Source organism: Plantactinospora sp. A48 (genome assembly GCF_055793945.1).
On the sequence record NZ_JBTIXF010000007.1, the window covers coordinates 37,752 to 60,282 of the forward strand.

At 71.5% G+C, this 22,531-nt stretch carries 18 protein-coding genes, 3 tRNA genes and 1 pseudogene; 10 read left to right on the forward strand and 12 right to left on the reverse strand.

What is annotated here, in order from left to right:
* Positions 1-11: 11 nt before the first annotated feature.
* A complete protein-coding gene (locus tag ACXN5W_RS05865) occupies positions 12-1,187 on the reverse strand; it encodes a metallophosphoesterase (protein ID WP_473157112.1) in 1,176 nt (391 codons plus the stop codon).
* Between the two features lie 190 nt (positions 1,188-1,377).
* On the opposite strand from ACXN5W_RS05865, the gene recQ reads away from it, so the two are divergent.
* Positions 1,378-3,216 (forward strand): DNA helicase RecQ, encoded by a 1,839-nt coding sequence (gene recQ / locus ACXN5W_RS05870; protein WP_473157113.1) that lies wholly within the window; start codon positions 1,378-1,380, stop codon positions 3,214-3,216.
* 12 nt (positions 3,217-3,228) lie between these two features.
* On the opposite strand, the gene ACXN5W_RS05875 is transcribed toward recQ, so the two are convergent.
* Positions 3,229-4,026 (reverse strand): class I SAM-dependent methyltransferase, encoded by a 798-nt coding sequence (locus tag ACXN5W_RS05875; RefSeq protein ID WP_473157114.1) that lies wholly within the window; start codon positions 4,024-4,026, stop codon positions 3,229-3,231.
* Between the two features lie 196 nt (positions 4,027-4,222).
* Here ACXN5W_RS05875 and ACXN5W_RS05880 point away from each other — a divergent pair, with 196 nt between their 5' ends.
* The gene (locus tag ACXN5W_RS05880; protein WP_473157115.1) at positions 4,223-4,786 is read left to right on the forward strand and encodes a histidine phosphatase family protein; all 564 of its coding nucleotides are present in this window, start codon (positions 4,223-4,225) and stop codon (positions 4,784-4,786) included.
* Positions 4,787-4,842: 56 nt separating this feature from the next.
* On the opposite strand, the gene ACXN5W_RS05885 is transcribed toward ACXN5W_RS05880, so the two are convergent.
* Positions 4,843-5,754, reverse strand: coding sequence for an alpha/beta hydrolase family protein (locus tag ACXN5W_RS05885; RefSeq protein WP_473157116.1), 912 nt, complete (start codon positions 5,752-5,754; stop codon positions 4,843-4,845).
* A gap of 96 nt (positions 5,755-5,850) precedes the next feature.
* Here ACXN5W_RS05885 and ACXN5W_RS05890 point away from each other — a divergent pair, with 96 nt between their 5' ends.
* Positions 5,851-6,447, forward strand: coding sequence for a TetR/AcrR family transcriptional regulator (locus tag ACXN5W_RS05890; protein WP_473157117.1), 597 nt, complete (start codon positions 5,851-5,853; stop codon positions 6,445-6,447).
* A 220-nt stretch (positions 6,448-6,667) separates the two neighbouring features.
* On the opposite strand, the gene ACXN5W_RS05895 is transcribed toward ACXN5W_RS05890, so the two are convergent.
* Entirely contained in the window at positions 6,668-7,507 is an 840-nt protein-coding gene (locus ACXN5W_RS05895) for a helix-turn-helix transcriptional regulator (protein ID WP_473157118.1), read from the reverse strand.
* Positions 7,508-7,666: 159 nt separating this feature from the next.
* On the opposite strand from ACXN5W_RS05895, the gene ACXN5W_RS05900 reads away from it, so the two are divergent.
* Complete coding sequence (locus tag ACXN5W_RS05900) at positions 7,667-8,617, forward strand: aldo/keto reductase (RefSeq protein WP_473157119.1); 951 nt, start codon at positions 7,667-7,669, stop codon at positions 8,615-8,617.
* Positions 8,618-8,883: 266 nt separating this feature from the next.
* Positions 8,884-9,178: pseudogene (locus ACXN5W_RS05905) on the forward strand (NF041680 family putative transposase); the annotation flags it as partial.
* A gap of 63 nt (positions 9,179-9,241) precedes the next feature.
* On the opposite strand, the gene ACXN5W_RS05910 reads toward ACXN5W_RS05905, so the two are convergent.
* Positions 9,242-9,901 (reverse strand): VOC family protein, encoded by a 660-nt coding sequence (locus ACXN5W_RS05910; protein ID WP_473157120.1) that lies wholly within the window; start codon positions 9,899-9,901, stop codon positions 9,242-9,244.
* A gap of 562 nt (positions 9,902-10,463) precedes the next feature.
* On the opposite strand from ACXN5W_RS05910, the gene ACXN5W_RS05915 reads away from it, so the two are divergent.
* Positions 10,464-10,652 (forward strand): hypothetical protein, encoded by a 189-nt coding sequence (locus ACXN5W_RS05915; RefSeq protein WP_473157121.1) that lies wholly within the window; start codon positions 10,464-10,466, stop codon positions 10,650-10,652.
* 12 nt (positions 10,653-10,664) lie between these two features.
* Here ACXN5W_RS05915 and ACXN5W_RS05920 read toward each other — a convergent pair whose 3' ends face one another.
* From ACXN5W_RS05920 to ACXN5W_RS05945, 6 genes are all read right to left on the reverse strand, one after another.
* Positions 10,665-12,125: a hypothetical protein gene (locus ACXN5W_RS05920; RefSeq protein WP_473157122.1), complete on the reverse strand. Its 1,461-nt coding sequence runs from the start codon at positions 12,123-12,125 to the stop codon at positions 10,665-10,667.
* A 147-nt stretch (positions 12,126-12,272) separates the two neighbouring features.
* Positions 12,273-12,347 (reverse strand) — tRNA-Val (locus tag ACXN5W_RS05925).
* Between the two features lie 27 nt (positions 12,348-12,374).
* A tRNA-Cys gene (locus tag ACXN5W_RS05930) sits at positions 12,375-12,445 on the reverse strand.
* A gap of 34 nt (positions 12,446-12,479) precedes the next feature.
* Positions 12,480-12,552, reverse strand: a tRNA-Gly gene (locus ACXN5W_RS05935).
* Between the two features lie 401 nt (positions 12,553-12,953).
* On the reverse strand, positions 12,954-13,991 hold the full coding sequence (locus tag ACXN5W_RS05940; RefSeq protein WP_473157123.1) for a TAXI family TRAP transporter solute-binding subunit: 1,038 nt from the start codon (positions 13,989-13,991) through the stop codon (positions 12,954-12,956).
* Complete coding sequence (locus tag ACXN5W_RS05945; protein ID WP_473157124.1) at positions 13,988-16,201, reverse strand: TRAP transporter permease; 2,214 nt, start codon at positions 16,199-16,201, stop codon at positions 13,988-13,990. The genes ACXN5W_RS05940 and ACXN5W_RS05945 overlap by 4 nt, the downstream gene beginning before the upstream one ends.
* 159 nt (positions 16,202-16,360) lie before the next feature.
* Between ACXN5W_RS05945 and ACXN5W_RS05950 the strand changes: the two genes are divergently transcribed.
* Together ACXN5W_RS05950 and ACXN5W_RS05955 are read left to right on the forward strand one after the other, a co-directional pair.
* Entirely contained in the window at positions 16,361-16,963 is a 603-nt protein-coding gene (locus ACXN5W_RS05950) for a TetR/AcrR family transcriptional regulator (protein ID WP_473157125.1), read from the forward strand.
* 183 nt (positions 16,964-17,146) lie between these two features.
* Positions 17,147-19,273: an acyltransferase family protein gene (locus tag ACXN5W_RS05955; protein ID WP_473157126.1), complete on the forward strand. Its 2,127-nt coding sequence runs from the start codon at positions 17,147-17,149 to the stop codon at positions 19,271-19,273.
* A gap of 125 nt (positions 19,274-19,398) precedes the next feature.
* Here ACXN5W_RS05955 and ACXN5W_RS05960 read toward each other — a convergent pair whose 3' ends face one another.
* The gene (locus tag ACXN5W_RS05960) at positions 19,399-20,292 is read right to left on the reverse strand and encodes a hypothetical protein (RefSeq protein ID WP_473157127.1); all 894 of its coding nucleotides are present in this window, start codon (positions 20,290-20,292) and stop codon (positions 19,399-19,401) included.
* 251 nt (positions 20,293-20,543) lie between these two features.
* On the opposite strand from ACXN5W_RS05960, the gene ACXN5W_RS05965 reads away from it, so the two are divergent.
* Complete coding sequence (locus tag ACXN5W_RS05965; RefSeq protein WP_473157128.1) at positions 20,544-21,212, forward strand: class I SAM-dependent methyltransferase; 669 nt, start codon at positions 20,544-20,546, stop codon at positions 21,210-21,212.
* A 9-nt stretch (positions 21,213-21,221) separates the two neighbouring features.
* Complete coding sequence (locus tag ACXN5W_RS05970) at positions 21,222-22,388, forward strand: cytochrome P450 (RefSeq protein ID WP_473157129.1); 1,167 nt, start codon at positions 21,222-21,224, stop codon at positions 22,386-22,388.
* Positions 22,389-22,531 lie beyond the last annotated feature (143 nt).

Below are 22,531 nucleotides of genomic sequence, written 5' to 3' on the forward strand. Positions count from 1 at the left end.
CCCTTGTCGGGCTACCCCGCCCGCAGGGTGAGCAGGGTGATCTCGCTCGGTGCGAAGATCCGGAACGGTGGGCCCCAGAAACCGGTGCCCCGACTGGTGTAGAGCTGGGTCCGGCCGTGCCGGCTCAGCCCCTGCACAACCGGCTGGTCGAGCCGGACCAGGTAGTGGAACGGCCACATCTGGCCGCCGTGGGTGTGCCCGGACAGTTGCAGATCCACCCCGGCCGCCACCGCGTCGCCGATCTGCTTCGGCTGGTGGGCCAGCAGCAGCACGGGCAGCCCCGGATCGGTGCCAGCGAGTGCCGCGGCGTGGTCGGCCCGGTGACCGGCGACGCCGGACGAGGCGGCGGTCACGTCGTCCACCCCGGCGACGACGAGCCGGGCGCCGTCCCGCTCCACCACGAGATGCCGGTTGTGCAACGGTTCCCAGCCGAGGTTCCGCATGTGCTCGACCCAACCCTGCGCCTCACCGTAGTACTCGTGGTTGCCCGTCACGTACACCCGGGCCAGCCGGGCCTCGACGGCGCCGAGCGGCGCGGCCTGCGGCCGGCGCTGGTCGACCGTGCCGTCGGCGATGTCGCCGGTGTGGCAGACGATGTCGGCGGCCAACCCGTTGACCACGTCGATGGTGCGGGCGGACCAGCGGGCCCGGTCGATCGGGCCGTAGTGGGTGTCGGTCAGCAGCACCACCCGGACCCCGTCGAGACCGGCACCGAGCCGGTCGACGGTGACCTCCACCCGCCGGACCCGGGGCACCCGCATCGCCTCGGCGTACCCCCAGACGGCCAGGACGACCGAGACGACCGCCGTGCCGACCGCCACGGCCCGGGACCGGAGCGGGTCCGCGACGCCCGCCACGGCCAGCGCGAGCCGAGCCACATTGCCGAGCAGCGCCCAGACGAACAGGATCCAGACCAGGCCGAGGAGGGTGTCCCCGGCGCGGGCCGCCGCGTCCAACCGCCGGCGGCCGTGCCCGAGATACATCAGGGCGGGGAACGCAACCAGCGCGACGGCGAACACCGTCGTGCCGGCGGCCACCACCGGCGCCGGCCAGCGCGCCGCCACGGTCAACGTGTACCACGGCAGCCCGAACAGCAACACGAGGACCGTGACCAGCATCGCCCCGGACCCCAGCGGTCGCAGCGACCGTCGCGCCGGCCGCACGTGTACGGCGTCGCCAACTGCCATCGTCGTCCTCCCGTCGGGTCCGTGCAGCATGACACGATCCGCGCCGCATCGACCACGCCGGGAAACCGGTACGGATCCGGCACCGGTCCGTGCGGCCGTCCCCTTCCGGTGCTGACCTGGCCCGGTCCTCGCCGCTCGGCGTCCGCCCGTCGCGGCCGGAACTGTCGGGGGCCTCCGTAAACTCCGACGGATGGACTCCCTCGCCGACACGCAGACCGAGTCGCCCCTGGCGGTGCTCCGGCGGGTCTTCGGCTACGACGCCTTCCGGGGCGAGCAGCGGGAGATCATCGAGCACGTCGTCGCCGGTGGGGACGCCCTCGTGCTGATGCCCACCGGTGGGGGCAAGTCGCTGTGCTACCAGATCCCGGCGCTGGTACGGCCCGGTGTCGCCGTCGTCGTGTCCCCGCTGATCGCGCTGATGCAGGACCAGGTCGACGCGTTGACCGCGGTCGGGGCGCGGGCCGGTTTCCTCAACTCGACCCAGGACCTGACCGAACGTCGCCGGGTCGAGGCGGCGTTCGTCGCCGGCGAACTCGACCTGCTGTACCTGGCGCCCGAGGCGCTGGGCAGCCGGTCGACCGTCAACCTGCTCGACCGGGGCACCATCGGGCTGTTCGCCATCGACGAGGCGCACTGCGTGGCCCAGTGGGGGCACGACTTCCGCCCCGACTACCTAGCGCTGTCGATGCTGCACGAGCGCTGGCCGGACGTACCCCGGATCGCCCTGACCGCCACCGCGACCACCGCGACCGCCGCCGAGATCGCCACCCGGCTGGACCTGACGGCGGCCCGGCACTTCGTGGCCAGCTTCGACCGGCCCAACATCCAGTACCGCATCGTGCCGAAGCGGGAGCCCCGCAAGCAGCTGCTCGACCTGCTGCGCACCGAGCACCCCGGGGACGCCGGCATCGTGTACTGCCTGTCCCGGGCGTCGGTCGACAAGACCGCCGAGTTCCTGGTCCGCAACGGCATCACCGCGTTGCCCTACCACGCGGGCCTGGACGCGGCCACCCGCGCCACCAACCAGCAACGGTTCCTGCGCGAGGACGGCCTGGTGATGGTGGCCACCATCGCCTTCGGGATGGGCATCGACAAGCCGGACGTCCGCTTCGTCGCCCACCTCGACCTGCCCAAGTCGGTCGAGGGCTACTACCAGGAGACCGGCCGCGCCGGCCGGGACGGGCTGCCGTCCACCGCCTGGCTGGCCTACGGTCTCCAGGACGTCGTCCAACAGCGCAAGATGATCGAGACCTCCGACGGCGACCTGGCCCGCCGGCGGGTGCTCGCCGCCCACCTGGACGCCATGCTCGCGCTCTGCGAGACCGTCGACTGCCGCCGGGTCCAACTGCTGCGCTACTTCGGCCAGGACGGTTCGCCGTGCGGCAACTGCGACACCTGCCTCACCCCGCCGGAGTCCTGGGACGGCACCGTCCCGGCGCAGAAACTGCTGTCGACCGTGCTGCGGCTCCAGCGCGAACGCAACCAGAAATTCGGTGCCGGCCAGTGCATCGACATCCTGCTCGGCCGGCACACCGACAAGGTCAAGCAGTACGACCACGACTCGCTCACCGTCTTCGGCATCGGCGGCGAACTGTCCGAGGCCGAATGGCGTGCGGTGGTGCGGCAACTACTCGCCCAGGGACTGCTCGCGGTCGAGGGCGACTACGGCACACTGGTGCTCACTGCGGCCAGCGCCGAGGTGCTGAGCCGCCGTCGTACGGTGTCGATGCGCCGGGAGCCCGAGCGGCCCACGTCCCCGTCCCGGGCGGCGAAGGCCCGGTCCGCGGGCGCCACGGCCGTCGAGTTGCCGGCCGGCGCCCAGCCACTGTTCGAACGGCTCCGCGCCTGGCGAGCCGCCACCGCCAAGGAACAGGGCGTCCCGGCGTACGTGGTGTTCCACGACGCGACGCTGCGGCAGATCGCCGCCGACCCGCCGGCGACGCTGGCCGACCTGTCCCGGGTCAACGGGGTCGGCGAAAACAAACTGGCCAGGTACGGCGAGCAGCTCCTCGCCACCATCGCCGACTGACCGTACCCTGCGTCATCCTGCCTTGTGGGCGAGGGTCATCTGGGTGAGGTACCGCTTCCTGACCTGGCCGTGGTGGTCACGGTCGATGAGGCCACCGATGCAGGACAGCAGTGCGGTGCGGGCCGGGTGCGGCAGCGAGCGGGTTGGGGAATACGTCATCAGCAGGTCCAGATAGCTGCGGGTGGTGTACGCCTGCTCCCACTCGTACCGGCGGAACCGGGCCGGACCGAACCGCCGCGACCGGTCGAACTCGCTCGGATCATCGGCCAGGTCGGCGGCGGGCGTCAGGCGCAGTCCCGGCGGCGTCTTCGGGTCGAAGCGTTCGTAGCAGTCCTGCGCGTCGACGAAGAACCGCTCCGTGCCGCCGGCGACGTGTTCGGAGTAGATCACTGCCAGGGCGCCACCGGGACGCAGAAGGTCGGCCGCCTTGTGAAAACGCAGTTCCGGATCGATCCAGTGGAACGCGGTCGCGGACACGACCAGATCGAACGGGGCTGCCGGTGCTGTCCACTCCTCGAACGGGGCGACCTCGATTGTGACGTTCGGGAAATCGTGCAGGTTGCGTCGGGCGACGGCTGCCATCTCCGGGCTCAGCTCGACGGCCACGATGGTGCAGCCGAGTTGCGCGAGCGGCCGGGTGGCCTGGCCGGTGCCGCAGCCGATCTCCAGTACCCGAGACCGTGGAGTCAGTCCGGCGAGTTGGGCCAGGTCGGTGAACAGTTGGGCGGGGTAGCCGGGGCGGGCCCGCTCGTAGAGTTCAGCATCCTGGCCGAAAGTAGCGCGCAGAAGTTCACGGTCAGCGTCGGTCACGGTGGGACGTTACCCGTCACCCCGCGGGGGGTTCGGATATTTACGTACGGCGGGTGCGTGCTGGACAGCGTCGGGGATCAGCCATCCAGCCCGGGTCGACGACCCGAACACGTCAGCACGGAATTCTCGCCCCATCCTCCCGCGCCTCGCTGATCTATCGTGCTCTTCGGCACAACGATCTGGAGGGTGGGCCACGATGGCTCGTACGCAGCTGTACCTCGTCCGCCACGGCGAGCAGGATCCGGCGGCCCTGGACGGAGGCCTTTCCCCACTCGGCCGCGAGCAGGCGGACCGGCTGGGACGGCGGCTGCGCACCGTGCCCTTCTCGGCGATCCACCACAGCCCGTTGGCCCGGGCGACCCAGACCGCCGACGTCGTCGCCGGCCACCTCCCACAGGTGCCGCGACACGGCTGCGCGTTCGTAGCGGACCGAACGCCGGTGCCCTCCGCAGGGCAACGCGGCCGATACCCGGACCGGTGGCACGCCTGGCTCGACGGCGTGCCCCGCGACGAACGTGACGAAGACGCTGCCGCCCTGCAAGCTGCCGTCGCACACTTCGGTGTCACCGGCGACACCGACCGGCACGAACTGCTGATCACGCACAACTTCGTCATCGGGTGGTTCGTCCGCCACATGCTTGACGCCCCGCAGTGGCGGTGGATCGGCCTCAACCAGGCCAACTGCGCGATCACCATCGTGCAGTGGGATTCCGACCGACCTCCGACCCTGGTCAGTTTCAACGACACGGGGCATCTGTAGCGGTACGGCATTCGCCCAACGGAGCGGTGCATGCGTCGAGCCCGGCTGCCGGGTACCTACTTGGTGTCGATGGTGAAGGTGTCGGAACCGTTGGTGGCCTGCTTTTCCAGGGTCTGCCAGGGTGCCGCGTCCAGACCGAGGACGTCGAGCAGGTAGGCGGAGATGGCGTCCGCGACGAGCGCGACGCGGGTGGGGTCCTCGTCGGTGGTCTCCTGCACGGCTTCTCCGGCGATCCCGCCCAGGGTGTGTTCGCCGTCGGCGATGCTGAGCAGCCGCTTCGGGGCGGGGCTGAGGTGGTAGGCGTCGGTGAACCAGTCGGGGCCGCGGGTGGACATGGCGGACTGGTCCTTGCCGCCGGCGACCACCAGGGCCGGGATGGTCATGGTGGAGTAGTCGGGGCGCATGAACGGCAGGTGCTCCACCGCGAACGGGGTCAGGCTGTCACCGGTGCCGGTTGCGGCGATGAGTGCGCCGGCCTTGACCGCGGGGTGGGAGAAGTCTTCACCTGGGGTGCCGGCGGCGTTGAGGACGCGGGCGCCGAGCAGCGCTGCGGTGGTCTGCGCGCCCCAGGAGTGTCCGACGATCGCGACGCGGTTGTGGTCTGCGCGTGCGGGCAGGCCGCTGACCTGGTCGAAGATGTCGCCGAGGTGGTCCAGGATGGCGTGCAGGTCCGCGATGCGTACCCGCCAGATGCTGGCGAAGCGGGGGTCGTCGAAGCCGATGCGGTTACGGCGGGAGTCGAGGTGGGTGGGCTGCACGACGACGAACCCGGCGGCCGCCCACCGGTCCGCGAGGGGTTCGTAGCCGTCCATCGACCAGGCGTTGCCGTGGGAGAAGACGATGATCGGCAGCTTTTCGCCGTCGGCGGGCGCCGTGATCTTGACCTGAAGCGGGACGCTGCGGCCGGTGGTGGGCACGGGGAGTGGCTTTACCGAGACGAGTCGGCGGTCGAGCGGTGTAGTGGGCATGAGGGTGTCTCCGCGACTGGTCGTGGGTTTGCTAGCTTTGACGGAACGTTGTTCCGCAAATGTAGCGGAACAATGTTCCGCCAACAAGGAGGGGTGTTGTCCGACACACTTGGTGTGCGCCAGGCAGGTGCGCGTCGCAGCCGCGAGGCGGTGCTGACGGCGGCAGCCGCGGCATTCGTCGAGCAGGGTGTGCAGGCCCCCGTCCGTGACATCGCCGCTCGTGCAGGCGTGGGGGTCGGAACGGTCTACCGGCATTTCCCGACGAGGGCAGACTTGGTGAGCGCCGTTTACCGCCATCAGGTCGACGACTGCACGGCCCTGGCCACGCAACTGCGGCAGCAGCCGATCCCGGCCGTCGACGCCCTGGATCGATGGATCGCAGCCTTCGTGGACTTTCTGGTGACCAAGCATGGCCTCAGCGTCGCCTTGGGCTCGGAGGACCCGAGCCTGGCCAACCTCCACGCGCTGATACTCGACGAACTCGTCCCAGCCTGCGCGACCCTGCTGACGGCCAGTCAGGAGGCCGGGGAGATCGACCGGCAGATCACCGCGTACGCGCTGCTGCGAGCCATCGGGAACCTGTGCATCCTCGGGCCGGACTACGACCGGGACGACGCCAGGCAGATGGTCACCCGCCTCCTGGCCGGGTGCCGCACCCGTGACTCCACCATTTCCGGACCCGACACGGCGTGAGCCGCGCAGTGCCCGGTTTTCCGCCAGGCAAAATGCCGCCTGAAATCCGGATCTACAGGATCATCCACGTCAGCGGCACGAACTCCCATCGACACGAACGTGCGCTGGGCGGGCCCCCGAACGTACGCCACGCCGTGTGACGGTCGAGCAGGGTGCGACGTCCGTGGATGGTCTGCTTCGGCGCTGGCCGGGTGAAACGGTGGGTTGATGACACTGCCGGTCAGCTGACGGCGAACTCTTCGGTGCCCAGCACCCGCAGCAGGTCGAGGCGCTCGCGGGACCCGGCGTCGGCGGGCGTCAACACCAGCAGTTCCTGGCCCAGGTCGGGGGTCACCAGCGTCTCGCAGTCCAGCGTGATCGGCCCGACGCGGGGGTGCATGAATGTCTTGCGATCCGCCCGTCGTACGCCGACCTCGTGCTCGGCCCACAGCCGTCGGAACTCGGGGCTCGCCGCCGCTAAGCGGGCGATCAGGCCGGTCACCGTCGGGTCGCCGGAACGTCGGCCGGCGACGGCGCGCAGATCCGCTACCAGCTTGCGGGAATGATGCTCCTGCCCCGTGGGCGGGTGGAGGAGGCGGGAGTGGGGTTCGGTGAACCAGCGGTATACGAGATACCGCCGATCGCCAGTGAAACCGGTGTGATCGCCGGTCAGCAGCTTGGAGGTCGGGGTCTGAGCCAGCACCTCTCCCAGATCGGATACGACCAGCGCCGCCGTGTCGCCCAGCAGGTCCAGCATGCGCAGCAGGCCGGCACGGGCGAGTCGGGCCACGCCGTCCGCAGGTGGGGGCTGGTGGCCGGCCAGGTGGAACAGGTGGTCGCGCTCGTCGTCGGACAGGCGCAGAGCGCGGGCCAGGGCGCCCAGCAGCTGGATGGAGGGCTGGCTGCTGCGGCCCTGCTCGAGGCGTACGACATAGTCCACCGACATGCCGGCCAGCATCGCGACCTCCTCGCGCCGCAGGCCCGCGATGCGGCGGCGGGGGCCGTCGGCGATGCCCACGTCGACGGGACGGATGGCCTCGCGGCGGCGGCGTAGGAAGTCGGCAAGTTGCTCACGCTGCATGTTCTCCATGCTCCCCCGGTGGTTGCCCCGCGCGCGAGGGCGAGACAGGGAGCGGCGCTCCCACGATAAGCGGTCCGCTCCCGGGTCGCCCGTATTCGGGAGCAGAGTGGGGACATGCGGAAACGAACCTTGGGAACGACCGGTCCGGCCGTCGGCGCGTTGGGTCTGGGCGCGATGGGAATGACCAGCGGTGTGTACGGCGTCTCCGACCGCGCCGAGAGCGTCGCGACCGTGCATGCGGCACTGGATGCGGGGCTCACGCTCATCGATACCAGTGACCACTACGGCGCTGGGCACAACGAGATGCTGCTGGCCGAGGCGCTGCGCGGTCGGCCGCGGGAAAGCTACGTGCTGAGCGTCAAGTTCGGGGCGCTGCTGGCGCCGGGTGGTGGCTTCCTCGGGCAGGACAACCGGCCCGCGGCGGTGAAGAACTTCCTGATCCACTCGATGACCCGGCTCGGCGTCGACCACGTCGACATCTATCGGCCGGCGCGGCTGGACCCGAACGTGCCTATCGAGGACACGGTGGGCGCGATCAAGGAGATGATCGAGGCCGGATACGTGCGGCACGTGGGCCTTTCCGAGGTGCCCGCCGAGACGATCCGTCGGGCGCACGCCGTGCATCCGGTCGCCGACCTGCAGATCGAGTACTCGCTGATCTCGCGTGGGGTGGAGGCCGATGTGCTGCCGACACTGCGAGAGCTGGGTGTCGGGATGACCGCGTACGGCGTCCTGAGCCGAGGCCTGATCTCCGGGCATTGGAAAAACGCCGCACCGCGGCCCGGCGACAACCGCAGCCGGATGCCGCGCTTCTCGGGCGACAACGTCGAGCACAACCTGACCCTGGTGGAAGCGCTGCGGCGGGTGGCCCAGTCCAAGGGCTGCACCGTGGCCCAGCTGGCGATCGCGTGGGTAGCGGCCCAGGGTGACCACATCGTCCCGCTCGTCGGCGCCCGTACCCGCGATCGCCTGGACGAGGCCCTGCCCGCCGCCGACCTGGAACTCTCCGCGGACGACCTGGCCGAGATCGAAAAAGCGGTGCCGGTCGGCTCGGCACACGGCGACCGCTACCCGGCCGCGATGATGGCCAACCTCGGCGCCGGCAACTGACACCGACCAGACGAGACCCGGGTGCTCGCCCCGCCGCAACCACTCCCGGGTCCGGGCATGGACAAACCAGGCACGCCCGACACCGCCACACGCAGCAGCTGTCGCCCTCGGGCGGCGGCTGCTTGTTTCATTGCGGATAGGACCGTGGTCCGGCCAGGTTTTGGTCAAGACGCCCGGGCGCAGCCGCCACCTCCCGGCGGTAGTAGATCCAGGCACGGCTGTTGCGATCCTCGTCTGGTCGGGACCGGGCGCAGCGCGACCCTCGGCCCCGCCTACGCGATCCGAACGCGGCAGACACCTGGACCTGGCTGATCCTCGCCGCACACACCCTACGACTGGCTCCCGCAGCCTCACCGACGACCTGCGTCGTCTCTGGGAACGCCCTGCCGACCCCACCCGACCCGAACGCCTGAGCCCCGCCCGGGTCCGCCGCGGGTTTCGCATCCTCCGACCGAAGACCAGCCAACCCGCGCCGGCGCCAAAACCGACCCGACCCGACCCGGCCCCGGACGACCACCCGGCAGCCCCAACCGAGACCGCGCACCCCACCACGACATCGGTAAAACCATCCACCGCGCCCGCACCCGAACCAACCAGCAGAAAGGCGAAGGTCAAAAATCAAGACTAGTCGTCGTCGCGGGTCTGCCAGGTGCACAGGCAGATCTTGTTGCCTTCCGGGTCGGCCAGGACCCAGTACGCCGGGGCCCGTTCGTCGCTGACCAAGCGGCCACCCGCCGCGATCGCGGCGTCGATGCGGGGTTGCACCTCGGCCGGATCGATCCACAGGTCGTGGTGCCAGCGCTGGCGTGGCTCCTCGTCGCCGGACTGCTGGAACCACAGGGTCGGCAGTTTGTCGGCCGGGTCGGTCAGGTCGATGCTGATGTCGGCGTTGGGGTCCCGGACCAGGCCGAACACCGCTTCCCAGAACGGCATCACCTGTTTGCGGTCCGGCGTGTCCAGGGCGATGTCGAGCCGGGAGACCGGGCCGCTCGCCGGACGCAGGCCGGCGTCCGCGGCCAGGGCGCTGATGGCGCGGGCCAGCTGCACGTCGCGGGTGGTCACGCTCTGCTCGTCGTGGCTGGTCAGCCGGACGTCGACGTGGGTGTAGCGCAGGTTGACGTCCGGGTGGTGGCCGGCCTGCTCGGCGGCGGCGCCGATGGCGGCGACGAGCGCCAGCCCGACCGCGAAGTCCGGCGTGGCGATCCGGGTCTCCAGGCTGTCATAGAAGTAGGCCCAGCCGGTGAGTCCCTCGCTGGCGATCTGCTGTCCGGTCAGACTGGTCATGCACCCATCCTGGCCGATGGGGGGCAGCGCGACGAGCCTGGCCCGCTACCATCGCTGAAGCGATGACCGAAAGAACCGCAACCACCGCTGCCCATCCGCATTCCCGCGATCATCTTCGTACCGCCGTTCCGGCTCGCCTGGGAGCTGCTGGCCGCCGCCAGCCGGGTCCTCAGCTGGCGCGGCAGCACCTGATCGTCATCCCGCTGACCCGGGCCGGGCACCATCTCGTCGTGATCCAGCCCAGCTGGGCCTGGCGACATCTGACCATCCTGCCGTGGGGTGGTGGGGCCTGCCCCAGCTCGGCATCGCCTCTTTGTTCGTCCAGGACCACCGCAAACTCGCCGTCAACCACCAGGCCACCCTCGATCTGGTCGAAGTGCTCGATTGGTTACGCGCCTTCCCTGCCAGGCATGATCTGCGGGACAGAACCCAGTGGACCCGGCCTCATCGCCACGATCGACAGCTTCATCGATGCCCACAACCAGCTCTGTCGGCCCCTCGCTTGGGCCAGGACCGCCGACGAGATCCTCGCCAGAGCCAGCCGTCCAACCCGGAGCGCCCGATGAGCAGACGACGGTACGTGGCCAGAGGCGTGCCCGGCGGCTACCGGATCTGGGACAACAAATCCCGCCGGTGGTGGGGCGACCTCTACGAGCTGTGCCCGGACGACCTACTCGACGAACTGAACGGCGCAAAGGACTACGCAAGGATCACCGCCCTACTCAAGCAGTACCGAGCCCAGAAGCGATAGGTACCTCAAGCATCAATTCACTTCTGGCACGCAACGCTCGGCACCGCGAGACTGCGGTGTCGAGTTGGGGTCGGGGGCATGACCGACGGTTGCGAGGTCGTATCCGTGTGGGTAGGTGTCCGTGGTGATGCCCTCGGCGAGGTGCTGCTGTTTGCGGGCGGGGGTGAGCCGTGCCAGGTGTCGCCGTACGCCCAGGGCGGCCGTCACGGCTGCCGACAGGAGGGCGGGTGGTTCGGGTACGCCGGTGGCGGTGCGGGTTTCGGGGTCCAGCAGCGTATCGGCCACCCGGGCGGCGGTGGGGGCGAGCCAGGACGGCAGGTCGGCCAACAGTTGTTTGGTGCCGGCCATGAGCTGCGCGCCGGCGGGACTGTGGCCGAGGTGCTTGTCTTCGTAGGCGCGTAGCCAGGTGTCGGTGTCGTGGTAGCTGTCGGGGATGTCGCGGATGTTCATGCGGTGCCCGAGCTGCCGGTAGAAGGCGTGCGTCGCGGCCCGTTCGTGGCAGCACAGCGGGCGCCAGCCGTGCTGGTCGATCCAGCGGGTGGGGATGACGATCAGGCTGGCCAGCACGTACAGATGATCGTCGTTGCCGACCGGTAGGTGGCGATGGATCTGGTTGAGTCGCCGGGTCGCTTGGCGTCCGCGTGGATGGTCGAGGCCGTGCAGGATCAGCTCGTACATCAGGATGCCGGTGTCGTCGGCGCGTTTGCGGGTGTGTCCGGTCATCTGTCCGGTGGCGGCCAGGATGTCGGCGAGGTGCGGGATGGTGAAGGTCCGCCAGAACGTCAGGAGCAGACCGATCCGCAGGTCCGTCGGGAACTCCCACAGCGCGATGGTCCGGTAGATCGTTTCATGGTCACGCGACGGGTCGAGGGTTCGCGTCTGGTTGAGGCGGTCAAGGCGTCCGGGGTAGGTGAACATGTCACACCTTGGTGTGGGTCGGCATCGGGCGGGTGGTCGGCAGCCGGCGTAGCGCGTGGGCCACGGCGAGGGTACGCAGACCGCGTCTGCGCCAGCTGCGCCCCGAGACCGGGGCGTGCGCCACGAGACGCGGGCACTCGTGATCAGCCCGACGGCGAAGGCGGTCAGGTAGACCGGGAGAAAGATGCTGACGGCGGGGTGGGGTCCGTAGTACGTGTCGGAGTCCAGCGAATGTTCCTCGGGCACGTCGGCAACAGCGAACGTGACCGCCATGGTCAGAAACACGGCGGTGTAGCCGGTCAGCCGTTTCCGGATGGGACCGTCGCACCTCGTCCGGCTGTCGGCTCCAGCGCAATGCCAGGTGATGACCACCAGGCTGTAGACGGAAAAGGCGGAGCCGTCTGGGATGCCGGTCAGATGGTTGAGGGCGGCGGCCACGGCCGGGGTGGCGAGCAGGAAGGCAGTCGCCGGAAGGGCGACGACGATGGTCAGGATGAGGTAGCCCGGATCACGGTCTCTGTGCCGCGCCACCGCCTTGGCCGCCCGGTAGATCACGACTGCCCAGGAAAGCTGCCGACAGCGAGGAACGGCGCGTTGAACGTGTCGCTCGGTGCTCCCCAAATGCTCTCGCCGTCAGGACCCGAACAGCAGTTGACCTGTTACCGGTAACAGGTAACAGGTCAACTGAACTGTCTATATACCTGGTGGGCGATACTGGGTTTGAACCAGTGACCTCTTCCGTGTCAAGGAAGCGCGCTCCCACTGCGCCAATCGCCCTTGCTTGGTGCTCCTCGCTTGGTGCCGAGGTGGAGACGGGATTTGAACCCGTGTACACGGCTTTGCAGGCCGTTGCCTCGCCTCTCGGCCACTCCACCGAGGTTGCCCCCGACGTGCATGGTGGCATCTCCGAGCGGACGACGGGATTCGAACCCGCGACCCTCACCTTGGCAAGGTGATGCGCTACCAGCTGCGCTACGTCCGCGTGTCTCCGGTATTCCCGGTGACGGATGAGAACTTTAGCCGAGCGCGGCAACGGATGCCAACTCGGGGTCCCCGGCCGCGTCCGCCCAGCTTGACCTAACCGACCGCCTCCCCCACCGGCCCCCAGCTCCGGCCGCACGGTGTCGTCCACCCCACCCACCAGCCTTCCTAGGAGGCTGGCCGGGTCAACAAGCGCCGATCTTGGAATCCTGCTACCGCCCCGAGGGTCGAAGGATTCCAAGATCCCAAGGCGGTGCTGGCACCGCCGAGGGTGGGTGCCAGGCGGGGCGGGGGGCGGGGAGGGGGGCAGGGGGGGGCAGGGGGGCAGGGGGGCAGGGGCGGAGGGAGAGACGGGGGCGGGGGAGAGAGACGGGGCAGGGCGGGGCCGTCAGGGACGGACCGTCAGCGGGGGGCGTTCAGGTCGTCCAGGGCCTTGACCGCGCCGCGGTGCAACTCCACCGGGGCGGTCCGGCGGGCCGCGTCGAGGGTGATCTCCCGGGCCGCCGCGTTCGCCTGGGCCAGCCGGTCCTTCCGGTCGAACAGGGTACGGGTGAGCACACAGGCCAGGTCCGCGTCGAGATCGTCCCTCACCAGCAGCAGGTTGGGCACCACGATTGTGCGCACGTCGGCCTCGGTACGGTACGCGGACGAGGGGATGGTGCTCTGCTCGTACACCGGATTGATCGCCTTCAAGGCCGGCAGCAGCGGGGTGATGTCCAGGAAGCTGACCGTGCCCCCGGCGGTGGCCAGCAGGTCGGTGATGCCCGGTGTGGGCAGCCCACCGGACCAGAAGAGCGCGTCGATCGACCCGTCCTTCATCCCGTCGACGGTCTTGGTCAGATCCAGCCGCTGCGCCTGGACGTCCTTCGCCGGGTCCAGGCCCGCCGCCTTGAGCAGCCGGTTGGCGATCACCTCGGTGCCCGACTTGGGCGAACCGGTGGAGACCCGCTTCCCCCGCATGTCGGCGACCGTCCTGATCCCGGCGCCGTTGCGGACGAGCACCTGGGTGTAGTTGGTGTGGATCCGGGCCAACGCGCGGACCGGCTGTTTCACCCCGTCGAACGACCCGGTCCCGGCCACGGCGTCCGCGGCGGTGTCGGCCAGGGAGAAGGCCACCTGGTACGTCCCGGCCACCAGCTGCTGGATGTTCTGCACCGACGCGCCGGTCTCGGCGGCGGTCGCCTTCAACCTGCCTCCGGTGGCGGCGTCCAGTTCGGTCGCGTACGCGTTGCCGAGCGCGAAGTAGACCCCGGTGGAGTTGCCGGTCGCCAACCCGATCCGGGTGTCCTTGGTGATCTCGCACCGGATGGTGCCCCCGGTGTCGGTGCTGGCGGCGTCCTGTCGGCCGCCACAGCCGGCGGTCGCGATGAGCAGCAGACCGGCCGCCAGCGCGGCGGTACCGGCGGCGGTGGGTGCTTGCGGGGCGCGGAACGGCCTCATGGTGGATCCTTTCGAGACGACGATTCACGATCGGCCGGATCGGCCGGGACGGGATCCGCCGGACCGGCCGGGACGGGATCCACCGGACCGGCCGGAAGACGCCGGCGGGACCGCTGGGCGAGGGCGACCAGTACGGCGGCGGCCAGCAGGGTCAGCCCGATGGTGACGACGATCGGCCGCAGGTACAGCAGCGCCAGCCCGCCGGCGGTGGCCAGCACCCGGGGTGCCGGGCCGACCGGGCCGACGCCGAGCAGCCAACCGCCGGTCGCGACGGCCAGCGCGGCGACGCCGAGGCAGCCGGCCAGTCCGGCGGCCAGCACGCCGAGCAGGGGCCCGCGACCCAGCAGGTACTCCCCCGGGCCGGTGAGCACGAACGCGATCGGCGCGAGGAAGGCCGGCAGGGCGTACTTCAGGGTCTGCCACATGGTCGGGATGGTCCGGCCGCCGGTGATGGCGGCGGCCCCGACCGCGGCCAGGGCGGTCGGCGGGGTGACCTCGGACAGCACCGAGTAGTAGAAGACGAACATCGCGGCGGCCGGCGCCGGTACGCCGAGAGCGAGCAGCGCCGGCCCGATGATCACCCAGCCGATGATGAACGACGCGGTGACCGGCACGGCCAGACCGAGCAGGGACAGCGCCACCGCGGCGAGGACGACGGTCAGCGCGAGCACGGCGGTCGGGTTGTCGGCGACCGAGCGGGCCCCGCTGACCAGCAGGGTGGCGAACTGGGCGCCCAGACCGGTCCGGGTGGTGATCGCGGTGACGATGCCGGCGGCCGCGCAGACGGCGGTCACCGGCAGCACTCCCCGGACTCCCCCGGCGAGGGCCTGGAAGATCCGGCGCGGGGTGAGCCGTCCCCGGCGGTCCAGGAAGGAGAGTACGAACGCGAGCGCGGTGGCGTAGACGACGGCCCGGGTGGCGCTGGTGCCGACGGCCAGCAGGACGATGATGACCACCAGCGAGGAGAAGTGGTAGCCGAAGCGGACGAGCAGCCGTAGCGGGGAGGTGGCCGCGACCTCGACGGAGCGCACCCCGAACCGGCGGGCGTCGATCTCGACGGCGAGCAGGATGCCCAGGTAGTACAGCAGGGTCGGGATGGTGGCCCAGCCGAGCACGGTCAGGTAGGACACGTCCAGGTACTCGGCCACGATGAACGCGGCGGCGCCGAGGGTGGGCGGCGACAGGATGGCTCCGACGCCGGCGGCGGCGAGCATGCCGCCGGCCTGCTCCGCCGGGTAGCCGGCCCGGCGCAGGATCGGCCAGGTGACCGCGCCGACGCTGACCGCCGTCGCGGTGCCGGACCCGGAGACGGTGCCGAGCAGGAAGCCGGAGACCACGGCGGTCCGGCCGGCCGCGCCCCTCGAGCGGCGGAACGCGGCCACCGAGAGGTCGACGAAGAACCGGCCGGCACCGGAAAGGTCCAGCACGGCACCGTAGATGGTGAACAGCACGATGTAGCTGGCCGCGACGTCCAGCGGGGTGCCGTAGAAGCCGCTGCCGGAGTTGTAGAGCGCGTCGATGATCTGGTCGAAGTCCAGGCCGGCGTGGGCGACGGTCCAGCTCTGCGGCAACAGGCCGCCGTAGTAGCCGTACCCGAGGAACAGCAGGCAGACCGCGGGCAGCACCCAGCCGGTGGTCCGCCGGCACGCCTCGACGAGCAGCACCAGCAGCACCGCGCCCAGCGCCACGTCCGGCGGGGCGAGCAGTCCCTGCCGGTCGAGGAAGGCGTCGTACCCGCCGCCGGCGGCGCCCACCGGCAGGACGGGATAGAGGCAGACCACCAGGGCGAGCCCGGCCAGGACGAGGTCGGGCACCGTGGGCCGCTCGTCGCCGGCCCGGTCGGGGTCCTCCGGGGGTACGGGCCGCCGCGCCCGGAACACCCGCGACCTCACTGGGATCCGCAGCCGCGCGGAGATCCGCAGCCTCGCCGGGATCCGCAGCCTCGCCGGGATCCGCAGTCTCGCCGGAATCCGCAGGCCGGAGCGGTAGCAGAGGAAGACCAGCGGGAGGGTGCCGGCGAGGAAGATGATCAGGTAGAACTGGCTGCCCTGGGCCAGGGGTCGGAAGACCTGCCAGAGCGCCAGGACACCCACCGCGCAGGCGACCGTGGACACGACCACCTCGACGGGCCCCGCCAGCCGACGGGCTGGACGTTCCTCGTCGTCATGGCCGACCGCCGCCGCCGGCTCGGGACGGGCCTCGGCTAACATCGACAAATGTTACTACGGCCGGTCCGGGAGGTTGGTCGAGGATTACGTAGAGCACATTGAATGGCACGCTGTGAAGTGTCCGATTATTGACTCTTCGTCATAGCCCAACACCGCCCTTGGTAACTCCCTGTATCCGGATCAATGGATTACCGTAGCCGAGTGACGAGACGTGCGGCAGAGGTCCGCCTTGATTCGCTGCTGCGCACCGCATGTGACGTGATCATCGAGCGGGGGCTGGCCAACACGCGTACGGCGGACGTCGCGCACGCGGCCGGGGTGAGCCAGGCCCTGGTCTTCTACCACTTCTCCACCAAGGAGCGGTTGCTGGCGCAGGCGTTCGCGTACGCCGCCGAGCGGGACCTGGCCCGGCTGGACGCGGTCACCCGGTCCGCCGCCCCGCCGCTGTCCAAGCTGAAACGGATCCTGCGGCTGTACGCGCCGACCGGCCGCTCGACCTCGTGGGCACTGTGGATCGACGGCTGGGCCGAGGCACTCCGAACCCCCGAACTGGAGAGGGTGTCCCGCCGGCTCGACCTGCGCTGGAAGGAGGAGTTGACCGAGGTCATCTCCACCGGCGTCCGGGAGGGCGTCTTCACCTGCCCCGACCCGGCCGGCGCGGCCTGGCGGATCAACGCCGTGATGGACGGACTCGCGATCCAGGTGTCGGTACACGACCGCGTGATCAGCCGCCGGCAGATGAGCGAGTGGATCCGGCTGACGGCCGCTCGGGAGCTCGGGCTCGATCCGACCGACCTGGTCTGACCGCCCCACCACAGCATCGGCGTTCGCGCAGGTGACGGCCGGTGCCGTCCGGTCGGGCGGCGTCCCCAACGCACCCCGGCGATCGTTAGCCGGTACGAGCGGCGACCGCCGCCGGTCGGGCCGCCGTCCCGGTCCGGCCCACCGGTCACGCCACCGGCACCGAGACCGCGAGGGTGGGCAACCATGTCACAGCTGGGCATCCGGGTCGAGGCCAGCCCCCGGAAGACCTTCCGGGGCGACATCGAGGGCCTACGGGCCGTCGCCGTGCTGCTGGTGCTGCTCGGCCATGCCGTACCCGACCTGGTGCCCGGTGGGTACGTCGGGCTCGACGTCTTCTTCGTCATCTCCGGGTTTCTCGTCACCGGGCTGCTGGTCACGGAACTCGACCACACCGGCCGGATCTCACTGGCCGGCTTCTACTCGCGCCGGGCCCGCCGGCTGCTGCCGACCGCCAGCCTGGTGCTGCTGGTCGGCCTGCTGCTGACCGGGCTGCTGCTGCCCCGGGACAGGTGGGCGGCCACCGGCTGGGACGCGGTGGCCAGCGCGTTGGGCGTACAGAACTGGCGGATCGCCGGTCAGGTCACCGGCCAACTCGGCACCGACCGGCCGCCGGGCATCTTCGACCACTACTGGTCGATCGGCGTGGTGCAGCAGTTCTACCTGCTCTGGCCGCTGCTGCTGATCCTGGTCATGCTCGGCGCCGATCGGTTCGCCGGTGGTCACCGGGCCCGGCAGGCGCGGCTGCTGATCGGCCTGGCACTGGTGGCCGTCCCCTCCCTCGCCTGGTCCGGCTGGCTCACCATGGCCGACGCGACGCGGGCGTACCACGGCACCACCACCCGGCTGTGGGAACTCGCGGCCGGCGGCGGCCTGGCGTTGCTCGGCACCCGACCCCGCCGGTTGCCCCGCGCCGCCGCTGCGGCGCTGGGCTGGCTCGGGCTGGCCACGGTCGGCGTCGCCGCGCTGTTGGTCGACCCCGCGACGGCGTTCCCCGGCTGGTGGGCGTTGCTGCCGGTGCTGGGCACGGTCGCCGTGCTCTCCGGCGGTCCGGCCGCCGGCCGGACCGGACCGGTCGCGGTCCTCGGGCTGGTCCCCCTGCGGGGCCTGGGCGCCATCGCCTACCCGCTCTATCTGTGGCACTGGCCGCTGCTCGTCGTGGCCGAGGCCCGGTTCGGGTCGCTCGGTCCGGTCGCCGCGCTGGTGGTCACGGCGCTGGCCGTGGTGCCCGCCGTCCTCACCTACCGGTACCTGGAGAGCCCCGTCCGGACCTCGACGGTGCTCATCGACCAGCCGGCCAACGCGCTGCAACTGGGCGCGGCGTGCGGCAGCGTCGCGGCCGTCGCCGGGCTGCTGTTCCAGCTCACCGTCTGGCCGCCGCCGCAGGCACCCCCGCCGGGCGCGCTGCCCACGCCGGCCGGCGGTGTCGCGCCGTCCGCGCTGACCGTCCCGGCCGGGTACGGGGCCGCCGCGCTCGGGGCGCACCCCCGGGACAGCCCGGCGGGTGTGCCGGTGGACCGGGTGAAGTCCATCCGGCCGGATCCGCTGGCCGCCCAGTGGGACCGGCCCGACGTGTGGCGGCACGGCTGCCTCGCCGCGCCCGAGACGGCGGAACCGCTGTCCTGTGTCTACGGCCGGCGGGACTCGGGATACACCGTAGCCCTGGTCGGAGACTCGCACGCCGCGAGCTGGCTTCCGGCGTTGCAGGACATCGCCGACGTCCGCGGTTGGCGGCTGGTGACGTACCTCCGGCAGTCCTGCCCGTTCGTCCGGGTCGGCGACGCGCTCGGCGGCCCGCGCGACCCCGAATGCGCCCGGTGGAACGATCGGGTGCGGGCGGAACTGACCGGGTCGGCCCGGCCCGACCTGTTGGTGACCAGCGGAGGGCGGCTCGATTTCCGGGACGGCCGGCGCGGCGCCGCCGCGCGGGACACGGCGATGGTGGACGGACTGCACGCCGCCTGGTCCGCGATGACCAGCCGGGGCATCCGTACCGTGGTCATCCGGGACGCCCCCGCCGCGGGCGTGGACGTGCCGACGTGCGTCACCGACCACCGCCAGCGGCTGACCCGGTGCGCGGTGGTCCGGGACGAGGCGCTGGCCCGGGGCGCCGGGCCGCTCCAGCGACGCGCGGCCAGGTCGGTGAAGGGGCTGAGCGTGATCGACATGACCGACTCGATCTGTCCGGCCGAGCACTGCCCGGTGGTGATCGGCGGGGTGCTCGTGTACCGCGACCGCGAACACCTCACGGCCACGTACGCCCACACCCTGGCGCCCCGGCTGGACGCCGCCCTCGACCGGGTACTCGCCTGACCCGACCGGGACCACCGTGACCGGGTCGCCGGTCGCCGGTCGCGGGTCGCCGGTCGCGGGTGGGCGGTCGCCGGTCGCGGGTGGGCGGTCGCCGGTCGCGGGTGGGCGGTCGCGGGTGGGCGGTCTCAGCGTCCGCCGGTGTACCGGCGTCGGCGGCGGGACCGGGACGGCACGGCGAACCCCGCGCCCGCCAGCTCCGGCTCCCCCGTCCCGGTGTCCCGCTCGGCGCCCAGCACATGACGCAGCCGCAGCAGCAGGCCCACGCCGAGAAACAGCAGCAGGCCGCCCAGCAGGAACGCCGCGTGTACCGCGCTGAGCCCGGCGAGCGAGCCGGCCGGATCGCGCCGGCCCGTACCGCCGGAGCCGCCGCCCGTACCGCCGTCGGCCAGGTCCGTCGGCTCGGCCGCGACCACCGCGTCGTCCGTTGGGGCCTCGGTGGGCGACTCGGTTTCCGCCTCCTCCGTCGGGGACGGCGCGGCCGAGGTCGGCGCCGCCGCCGACCGGCTCGGCGGGGTCACCCGGCCCGCGACCTCCCGGGTGACGGCCGTACGGGCCAGTAGCCGCTGGTTCTCGCCGAACGCCTCGACCTGGAGGGTGATCCGGGCGTCGTCGTCGACGTCCCCGTCGAAGGCCAGCCCGTACCGGGCGGTGACCGTGCGACCCGGACACAGCGCACCGGGGTCGAGCTGCTGGTCGGTCAGCCTGGCCGAGTCGCCGTCGGCGCGGACCCGGACCGGAAAGTCGCCGGTGTCCTCGACCCGCTGCACCCGTACCTGTTCCAGCCGCATGCCGGTCACCCGCAACAGCATCGACCAGCGGACCTTGCGGCAGCCTCCGGTCCGGTTGGCGGTGGACACCACGGCGGTCACGGCGGCCGGGGCGGCGCCCACGGCGAACCGGGGGGCCTCGACCCGCACGGTGTCCGCGCCCGCCGCCGCGACCGGATTGGTCGCCAGGGCCAGCCACCCCCCGACCGGAACCAGCAAGGCCACCATCCGGACCGTCCATCGCCGGGTCATCCCCACCGCCTCACCTTCGGGCCTGATCCTGGACCAAACGCTAGGGCGGTCGGTACGGGGTGGAAAGAGGGCTTTCTGCGCACCCAGCGCCAATGATCGAGGGCACTTTCACCGACAGTGGTGAACCGGCGACGCCTCGCCGCACTGCGCGCATTCCTCGGCGTTAAGAAGGGCCCTTCCTATCCGAAAAGCGATAACAAGGTGCCCCTCCTTTCGGGGCGGGCGAGGGGTGGCGGGCACAATCGGTAACCGTGTCCGACACCGCCGCGGCGTTCGTCCGCCTGCATGCCCGGCTCGCGCCGGTGCCCTTCGTGCCGGAGATCCGGCTGCACCAGGCCGATGAACCGATCGGGTTGTGGGAGTTGACCGAGGGCGAGTTCCGCAGCGAGCAGCCCCCGCCGTTCTGGGCGTTCGCCTGGGCCGGCGGCCAGGCCCTGGCCCGGTACGTCCTGGACCACCCCGGCACGGTCGCCGACCGACGAGTGCTGGACCTCGCCTCGGGGTCCGGGCTGGTCGCCGTCGCGGCGGCCCGGGCGGGCGCGACCCGGGTCCGGGCCGTCGAGGTGGACCCGCGGGCCGTGGCGGCCGTCGAGCTCAACGCCGCCGCCAACGGGGTACGGCTGGACGCCGAGTTGGCCGACCTGCTCGACGGTGACGCCGCGGATGCCGAGGTGGTGCTGGCCGGTGACGTGTTCTACAGCGCCGCCATGGCCGACCGGATGATCCGATTCCTGCTGCGCGCCGCGTACGACGGCGCGACCGTGCTGGTCGGCGACCCCGACCGGGCCTTCCTGCCCCGCAACCGGTTCGATCGGCTCGCCAGCTACGAGGTGCCGGTGTCGCCGGCCCTGGAGAGCGTCCGGGTGAAGCCCACCACGGTCTGGCGGCTCCGCCCGCCGACCGCCAGACCCGGTGGCTAGGGTCTGCCGGTGCTGTTCCGCAGTTGGACGGGGGCGGTCGACCAGCCGTGGCCCGACGTCACCACCGTCCGCGACCACGTCGGCGTCGACCACACGGTGGTGACCCGGCACGCGCTGGTGCGAAGGGTGCTCACCGACCCCGGGACGTACCGGCCGGACAACGCCCTCGACGCGGTGACGCCGATTCCCGTCGGGGCGCTGCGGATCCTCGCCCGGCACGGCTTCCGGTTGCCGCCGACGCTGGCCAACAACTCGACGCCATCGCACCCGGACATCCGGGCCGCCGTCGCGGACGCCCTGCACCCGACCCGGGTCGCCGGGCAGCGGCCCTGGCTGGTGGGACTGGTGGCCGAGCGGGTCGCCGGGCTGACCGCCCGACTCGCGGCGGGTGGCGACGTCGACCTGTACGCGGATCTCGCCGCCGACCTGCCGCTGCTGGTGCTGGCCCGGCTGGTCGAACTGCCGGGTGCCGGCGTCGAGGTGGTGAAGGAGTTCTCCCGGGCCGCCCTGGAGCTGTTCTGGGCGCCGGTCGACGCCGACCGGCAGCGGGAGTTGGCCGCCACCGTCGGCCGGTTCGCCGCGCTGCTGCGGGACTTCGCCCGGACCGGTCCCGGGCTGGCCGGCCGGCTGCGCGAGGCGGGGCACTCCGTCGACGTGGTGGTCGGCGCGCTGTTCTTCCTGCTGGTCGCCGGCCAGGAGACCACCTCGCAGTTCCTCACCCTGCTGCTGCACCGGTTGCACGGCGAGCCGGCGGTGCTGGCCGGTCTGGCCACCGGCACGGTGCCGGTGGAGGACGTGGTCGAGGAAGGGCTGCGGCTGGAACCGCCGATCGTGACCTGGCGCCGGGTGGCGGCCCGGGACACCGAACTGGGTGGCAGCGCCGTGCCGGCCGGACGCAGCCTGGTGCTCTGGCTGGCCCGCGCCGGCCGCGACCCCGGGATCGTCGCCGCGCCGGACGAGTTCCGCCCCGGCCAGCGCGGCTCCCGGCGGCATCTGGCGTTCGGCGCCGGCCCGCACCGGTGCGTCGGCGCGCAACTGTCCCGGATGGAGGCCGCCGTGGTGGTCGACGGTGCGGCACCGCTGCTCACCGGCGCCACGGTGGTCCGCGCGCCCCGGTGCCCGGACAACCTCTCCTTCCGGATGCCCGACTCCTTCGTCATCCGCCGTCCCGGCTGAAAGGAAGGGCCCCCTGTTATCGCTTTCGGTATAGGAAGGGCCCCCGCTTAACGCCGCCGGCCGGGTACGCCCGCCGGCCGGCCACCACGACGAAAGTCAGGGACGGTTGTCGCCGTCCGGCAGCGGCGCGGAGCACGTCGGGT

Coding starts and splice junctions, on each gene's coding strand:
- ACXN5W_RS05865 (WP_473157112.1), bottom strand. CDS start 1,187: ATGGCAGTTGGCGACGCCGTACACGTGCGGCCGGCGCGACGGTCGCTG.
- ACXN5W_RS05895 (WP_473157118.1), bottom strand. CDS start 7,507: ATGCAGCGTGAGCAACTTGCCGACTTCCTACGCCGCCGCCGCGAGGCC.
- ACXN5W_RS05915 (WP_473157121.1), top strand. CDS start 10,464: ATGAGCAGACGACGGTACGTGGCCAGAGGCGTGCCCGGCGGCTACCGG.
- ACXN5W_RS05910 (WP_473157120.1), bottom strand. CDS start 9,901: ATGACCAGTCTGACCGGACAGCAGATCGCCAGCGAGGGACTCACCGGC.
- ACXN5W_RS05955 (WP_473157126.1), top strand. CDS start 17,147: ATGTCACAGCTGGGCATCCGGGTCGAGGCCAGCCCCCGGAAGACCTTC.
- ACXN5W_RS05945 (WP_473157124.1), bottom strand. CDS start 16,201: ATGTTAGCCGAGGCCCGTCCCGAGCCGGCGGCGGCGGTCGGCCATGAC.
- ACXN5W_RS05940 (WP_473157123.1), bottom strand. CDS start 13,991: ATGAGGCCGTTCCGCGCCCCGCAAGCACCCACCGCCGCCGGTACCGCC.
- ACXN5W_RS05960 (WP_473157127.1), bottom strand. CDS start 20,292: ATGACCCGGCGATGGACGGTCCGGATGGTGGCCTTGCTGGTTCCGGTC.
- recQ (WP_473157113.1), top strand. CDS start 1,378: ATGGACTCCCTCGCCGACACGCAGACCGAGTCGCCCCTGGCGGTGCTC.
- ACXN5W_RS05885 (WP_473157116.1), bottom strand. CDS start 5,754: ATGCCCACTACACCGCTCGACCGCCGACTCGTCTCGGTAAAGCCACTC.
- ACXN5W_RS05880 (WP_473157115.1), top strand. CDS start 4,223: ATGGCTCGTACGCAGCTGTACCTCGTCCGCCACGGCGAGCAGGATCCG.